Genomic DNA, 5,261 nt, shown 5'->3' with positions numbered 1-5,261 from the left:
TTAACTATAAGCCGGATACATGACTGCATTCGATTTTTTTGCTGTTATATATTATTTTTTTCTTGCATTATCGGGTAGGTCCATACATGACTATATATTATCTGGTATATTGCTATTAAAAAAACCAGTCTATAATATATATTTGGTATTATATCTTAAATTATCTAAATTTTTGTCTAGACAAAGAGAGCAACCTTAGATAATCTTAACATATGGTTAAGTATAGTCAATTGATGAGAAGTTGAGGACGTTGTCACTCATCGCTCGTCTATTACTTATAGGCGTAGCTTCATCGCTCCTGCTACCCAATTCCCCTGAATTGACTATAATTATAAGTATATATTACAAAATTAGATGCAACGTTTACTTGGTAAAAAATTAACTCCACATATTATCGCTATCGTTATATTTATGGTTTATAATATTAGTATATATCAATGTCTGCAATATAGCAAAAAAGAACAAGATAAGTTGGCTTTGGAAATGGTTCAACATAATATAATCACTTTATTAGCAACAGATATAGAAACAGCTTTAAATTCAAGCGTATTTGATAAAACTTTTTTCATTCTTAAGAAATTTACTAGCCAAGATAGTAATCAAATACTAAACCAAAGTGGATTAGTTAATTCTATTGGTTCTAATAATTCTTTTCTTTATGTTAATAATTTCCAAGATATGTTAGTCTTTGATTTGCAAAATTTAAAAGAAACAATTAGCAAAATACTACCAATTTACCTTATTTATCAGATTGAAATTAATGCTAATGATATAGCAACAAATAATATTGATAACAATGATTATTTAACGAAAAGACACTGTAAAATTAATAATATAAATCTTTTGATTAAATTAGGTATTAGACCTAATTCTGATTATTATTTAAATAATGTTAGCAAGCTATACAAATGTTTATATCTAAATATAGCAATTTCTTTTGTTATCTGCTCGATAATTCTTTACATATATCTGCAAAGAAAACAACGTTTTACTTACAATATAGAACAATTAGAAGATAATTTATTTGCAGCAAATAAATTGAATAATGCCTTAATTTTACATAAAAAATCCAGTAGAAACTTAAATGCTTTTTTTATCAAAAAAGCCACTGAGGAATATATAAGGCAACAATTAGAATTGGATTCTAACCAAAGAATTAAAATGGATAGAGTAGCTCCCAGTAACTATTTATTTCCTATATGTTTCACTAATCATACTCAAGCAGAGATTAACATAAAAGAGTTAATTAATTATTTGGAAAACTATTTTGCTGAACATTTTTTAGATATAGCAATAAAATATGAATATAAGACTGATAAATTGATAGTGGATTGTGGTCAACATGTCTTGTATCAAATAATTTTTAGCTTAATGTATAATTTAATCCATTTTATGGAAGACCAAAGTAGTTTACCTAAAACTTTGATAGTCACGTTTAATGTAAACAATATCATTATTTCTTATGATAGTTTTTTACTTACTGAACAAATGATGATAAATTTATCAAACAGTATGCTTTTAGAAATTATAGATCCATTTTTACTAAGTTGTAATAAAATATTTCAATCTTTAAGAGAACATGGGTTGAACTATAAAATATTCAGTAAAAATAAAATAAATATAATAACAATTACATTACGTAGAACTGTAATTATCAATAAAGAGAAAGGCAAAGTAATAAGTTTTGCCAAATATACACCAAATAAATAAAGAGTTACTTAAATTGAGGTAAAAAAGATGAAAAGATACTTATTAATAATAATGTTGCTAGCTATGCCTTATAATTCATTTGCTCAAATACAAGTATCTAATCTTGTTATACCAGTCAACTATTTTGTTAATCACATTAAGCAATTAACTTTTGTAAAGAGTAATTTAGTTAAATATAGACAAGCAAGCCTTGTTGGTATTAGTGGTATGGGCAAAACTCAGCTTGCTAGAATGTATGCTTATGAGAATAAAAATAATTATAATGTGATTTGGTTTATTGATTGCAATTTAGACATCAATGAAGAATTTTTAAAATTGGCAAAATCAATTAATGCAGTTAGTAAATCTAACCTAATATCAGAAGATGTATTATCCGCAAAGAAAGAGGTGATGTCTTATTTATCCAGTAAAGATAAATGGTTGTTAGTGTTTGATAATTTAAAGATCAAAGAAAATGAAAAAGTACAAGAATTTGTTAACTGGGAACATAATGGTCATATTCTCTTTGGCTCGCAGGATAGTGAATTATTACCTAATATAGTCAAAATGACTGCCTTTGAAAAAAGTGATGCGATAACTCTTGCTAATAATATTTTAGAAAAAGAGAATAATGATGTTAAACTATCAGAGTTCTTAGCCCAAGAATTTGCCGGTTATCCTATATTGATAGTACAAGGGGCTCAATTGTTAAAACAAATACCGGGTTTAGATAAAAAGGAATATAAGAAAGGGCTAGGAAAGTCTACTGATAAAATTAAGTTAAACATTACCTTAGCTATCAAAGAATTAAAACCAAATGCTAGAGAGCTATTAAATAAGATAGCTTTAATTAATAACCAGGCTTTTTCTAAAGATTTACTACGAATTATCACTAATGATAAGAACAGCCTTGATGATGATATTTATCAATTATCTAAATTTGCCTTGATATCTAATATTGATATCAATGAAACTAATTCTATCTTTGAAATGCATGACGTGATTGCTCAGAAAATCGCAGAGATTAATGGGGACAAGAACAATAAGGCTTATTTAGAGGATATTGTTATTAAATTAGTACACTCTATACCACAGGAGCTAGTCAACTCTTACATGTTATTCAGTAAAAAAACTGTCAGAGATAACTTAGAAATAATTACTGAAAATGCACAAAAATACAATATAAATACATACAAACTTTTGGATTTGAATTTACAGCTATTAATGCAATATGTTAATCACTTAGATTTCTATAATGCTAAAAAATTGGTCAATTGGTTCAATAGAAATGATCCAGAAAAAAAATTTACATCATGGATAATAAATAATAATGAAAAATATTTATATGCAGCTTATTTACAAGTAATAGGGTGGTATTATGGAAACCTAACACAGTATAATACAGCTCTTAACTACTACAGAAGAGCTGAAAAGATATTATTTAGTCTTGATGGTTATAATGATTTTAAGTTTAATCTTATATCTCATATAGCAGAATCAGAAGCTTATTTAGGGAATACGAAGGGTGCAGAAGAAAGTCTCAAAAGAATAGAAGATTTGCTTCAAGCAATTAATGAACCTGATTTAAATAAAAGGCATTACATTTATGCTATAACATACTACGCTGAATCGATATTATTATTGACACAGGGTAAGTATGATAAAGCACTGAAAGTCATTAATAAATCTTTAGAGTCATTTATTAAGGGTGGATTAAATCAAAATGATTTTGCTCTTGTAGATCATTATATGATAAAAGTTAGTATATTTAATACTTTAGGTAAGTATCAAAAAGCATATAGCCAAATCCAAAAATTATATGATATATCGGGACATTTAAAAAAAGAAGAGCATGTAGTTTTTGGCAAGATATTTACTCAAATATCCATATTAGAACTAGGTTTAGGCAATGCTAATAAAGCCTTAGAATATGCAAAAAAAGCAAAAATGATCTTTATTAACGATCCAACCAGACTTAATAATAGTAAAGAAATTGTCCTATCACCGGATATATATTTAGCCAAAGCCTTTGTTGCTGAAGCAAATGCTTTAGCATCTCTTGGACAAAATGAGCAAGCAGTTAAATCTTATGCTGATGCAGAAAGCTTATATTGGAATAACTACCAAGAGAATATGGGGAATGTTGATGAAATAAGTATTATGTATTTAAATGCAGCAAAAGCTAGTTGTCATTTAACAGAAAAAGCCTGGTATATTAAGTTTCATGATCAACATGTGAAAAAATTTGGTTCAACTCATCCTAGAAGTATTGAAATATTAAAGATGGATTCCATATGCTATCCTGCATCTCAACGTTGATTGTATTTGTGTTTCAGTACCCATTTAATGAATTTTTCATCAGGGAGAGTTAATTTAGATTCAGAAGAATAATTAAACACTTCGTTAATTATTAAGGTCGCATCATTACAAGAAACGCTTAGTTGCTGAGCTTTAATTTCAATTATTACTTGTTCTGCAACTTTAATAAGTAAGTCTAGGTCTTCGGAGGTTAGAAATGGATAACTTTCCGTTGGCATAGTAAAAAGGTCTTTTACTGTTAAGCCAAATACATCAGCTACAGCTTGTAACAATTCTGCAGAAGGTTTTCTTGATATTCCCTTAATAATATTATAAACATTATTTTTCCTAAGCCCCGCCTTTCTTTCTAAATCGGCTATTTGATAATTATGATCTTTAATTAATTTCTCAAGATTTTTTTGTAATGCATTATAAGACATGTAATTACAACTAATTTAGTTTATAAATATAACTTATTATATGCAATATTTTAATTTTTTCAGTAAAAATATATTGATATTAATTGCTTGCTATAATATAGTTACATATATATAGCGTAATAACTGTAATTATTTATAGTAAAGATCGAATAATTAGTTATATATAAATACTAAAATTAAATAAGTGTAAATTCAGTTTTGGGTTTTCACAAATATAGTCAATTCTCCTGAATTGACTATATTCAGCAGAATTATCAACAAATAATCAGACGATGTTGGGCTTGAACAAATTATCAATTAGCAGGTATATCATATGAGTAATAATAATCATGAGCAATGTGCAGCAGAACTAAAAGAGATCAAGAGCAAACTTTTTGCATTATCGGGTATGGTGCAATCTTTGCTATGGACAGTTGGTAACAGTGATTTTAAGCAAGAAAGTTATATGAAGATGCTAATTAAACAACAATCTGATTTGCAACAAAAGATCGATTATATCTGTTGCTATATTGAAGTTAAAAAACAATGGGATGAAGAAGACTATCCTCAAAATTAGCTAAGAATCAATCATAAATTGTTATTCCCACATCTAATTTGTCATATATGGACGAGTGAATTTGTCAAGAAAGAAAATAAAAAAATAGAGCCACAAAGGAAGCGGTCATATATTCGGCATCGAGTGCCATAATGGTTTCTGCATTCTTATAAATATCCTTGAGTTACCTCTCATTCCCACGGCTTCTAGAGCCTCGACATAATTACGGATTTTATTCAGAATACTTATTCATTAACTCTTTAACTTTCGTTCTCTTTATTGTTACTATTCTTTACTCA

Annotated in this window: 4 protein-coding genes; 3 read left to right on the top strand and 1 reads right to left on the bottom strand. The window is 27.6% G+C overall.

The genetic code is table 11. The features are described from left to right. Positions 1 to 354 precede the first annotated feature (354 nt). Entirely contained in the window at positions 355 to 1,710 is a 1,356-nt protein-coding gene (locus tag RiCNE_RS05705; protein WP_094649626.1) for a hypothetical protein, read from the top strand. A 27-nt stretch (positions 1,711 to 1,737) separates the two neighbouring features. Then, entirely contained in the window at positions 1,738 to 4,008 is a 2,271-nt protein-coding gene (locus RiCNE_RS07730; protein WP_192866947.1) for a tetratricopeptide repeat protein, read from the top strand. On the opposite strand, the gene RiCNE_RS05690 is transcribed toward RiCNE_RS07730, so the two are convergent. Continuing rightward, a complete protein-coding gene (locus RiCNE_RS05690; RefSeq protein WP_094649625.1) occupies positions 3,999 to 4,427 on the bottom strand; it encodes a helix-turn-helix domain-containing protein in 429 nt (142 codons plus the stop codon). The two genes, RiCNE_RS07730 and RiCNE_RS05690, sit on opposite strands and share 10 nt — an antisense overlap. 313 nt (positions 4,428 to 4,740) lie before the next feature. Here RiCNE_RS05690 and RiCNE_RS05685 point away from each other — a divergent pair, with 313 nt between their 5' ends. Further along, positions 4,741 to 4,983: a hypothetical protein gene (locus tag RiCNE_RS05685; protein WP_094649624.1), complete on the top strand. Its 243-nt coding sequence runs from the start codon at positions 4,741 to 4,743 to the stop codon at positions 4,981 to 4,983. Positions 4,984 to 5,261: the final 278 nt, after the last annotated feature.

It is taken from the genome of Rickettsia endosymbiont of Culicoides newsteadi (assembly GCF_002259525.1).
Classification (GTDB): domain Bacteria; phylum Pseudomonadota; class Alphaproteobacteria; order Rickettsiales; family Rickettsiaceae; genus Tisiphia.
This window is presented reverse-complemented; position numbering and strand designations above follow the sequence as displayed.